This window comes from Bradyrhizobium sp. Kon56 (genome assembly GCF_055807635.1).
In genome coordinates this window covers 1-336 of the sequence record NZ_JBVVOU010000247.1, presented here as the reverse complement: position 1 = coordinate 336, position 336 = coordinate 1, and the positions used below count along the sequence as shown (strand labels likewise).

The 336-nt window shown below is 63.1% G+C and carries 1 protein-coding gene; it reads left to right on the top strand.

Annotated elements, in window-relative coordinates; all coding sequences use genetic code 11:
• Window positions 1-336 (top strand): class I tRNA ligase family protein (locus tag AC0L3B_RS38830; protein WP_473382987.1); only part of this gene is annotated, 336 nt, incomplete at both ends.

Here is a 336-nt window from a genome sequence, read left to right as displayed (position 1 = left end):
GTGAAGTCGGCGCGTTGATGCAGGCCGACACCATCAAGCACAGCTACATGCACTGCTGGCGCCACAAGACCCCGTTGATCTACCGCGCCACTGCGCAGTGGTTTATCGGCATGGACAAAGAGCCAACCAACGGCGAGACCCTGCGCGTACGCTCCCTCAAAGCCATCGAAGACACCCAGTTCGTCCCGGCCTGGGGCCAGGCGCGCCTGCACTCGATGACCGCCAACCGTCCGGACTGGTGCATCTCCCGCCAGCGCAACTGGGGCGTGCCGATTCCGTTCTTCCTGAACAAGGAAAGCGGTGAGCTGCACCCACGCACCGTCGAGCTGATGGAAG